The sequence below is a fragment of the Nocardia sp. NPDC051911 genome, assembly GCF_040681035.1.
Taxonomy (GTDB): Bacteria; Actinomycetota; Actinomycetes; order Mycobacteriales; family Mycobacteriaceae; genus Nocardia; species Nocardia sichangensis.
In genome coordinates this window covers 1-1067 of sequence record NZ_JBFAXY010000118.1, presented here as the reverse complement: position 1 = coordinate 1067, position 1067 = coordinate 1, and the positions used below count along the sequence as shown (strand labels likewise).

The 1067-nt window shown below is 71.7% G+C and carries 1 protein-coding gene; it reads left to right on the top strand.

What is annotated here, in order from left to right:
- A partial coding sequence (locus AB0L97_RS38680) for a condensation domain-containing protein (protein WP_364440040.1) occupies positions 1-1067 on the top strand: 1067 nt, incomplete at both ends.

The following is a 1067-nucleotide window of genomic DNA, read 5'->3' as shown; positions in this document are numbered from 1 at the left end:
ACGGCGAACGGGAAACTGGACCGCCGGGCACTGCCCGCGCCGCAGGTGGTGTCGGCGGTGGCGTTCCGCGCGCCGAGCTCGCCGGTGGAGCAGGCGGTGGCCGAGGTGTACGCCGGGCTGCTGGGCGCCGGCGAGGTCGGGTTGGACGACGACTTCTTCGCCCTGGGCGGCAACTCGCTGCTGGCCACCCGCGTGGTCGCACGCATCAACGAAGCCCTCGACGCCGATGTCGCGGTACGCGAACTGTTCGAAGCCCCGACCGTGGCCGCCCTCGCCGCGCGGGTGGTGCCCGGCGCCGGCGGCGGCACCCGCACCGTGCTCGAACGCACCGAACGCAGCGAACCGATCCCGTTGTCGCTGGCCCAGCAACGGATGTGGGTGCTCAACCAATTCGACCCCGCCTCCGCCGCCTACAACATCCCGATGGCCATCCGCCTGCACGGCGCCCTGGACGTCTCCGCCCTGCGCTACGCACTGGCCGACGTCCTCGAACGCCACGAATCCCTCCGCACCCGCTACCCCGCCGGCGGCCCCGGCGCACTACCGTTCCAGCAGATCCTCACCGTCGACCAAGCCCTCCCCACCGGACTGGAGGTCGTGGTCACCGACGACCCCACCACCCAGGTGATGGACTTGATGCTCACCGGCTTCGACGTCACCACCGAAGTCCCCGTCCGCGCCCTGCTGCTGGAATCCGGCCCCGATGAACACCTACTGGCGTTCGTGGCCCACCACATCGCCGCCGACGGCGCCTCCATGGCCCCGCTGGCCCGCGACCTGGTCACCGCCTACCTCGCCCGCATCGGCGGCAACTCCCCCCGCTGGGCGCCACTGGAAGTGCAATACGCCGACTACGCCATCTGGCAACGCCACGTCATCGGCACCGACGACGACGAAACCTCCGTCGCCGCACGCCAACTCGCCTACTGGCGCCACCAGCTCGCCGGGCTCACCGGGCAAGCCGAACTCCCCACCGACCGGCCCCGCCCCCCGATCCCGTCCATGCGCGGCGCCAACACCGGCTTCGCGGTCTCCCCCGACATCCACCAAGCCCTCACCGAGCTCGC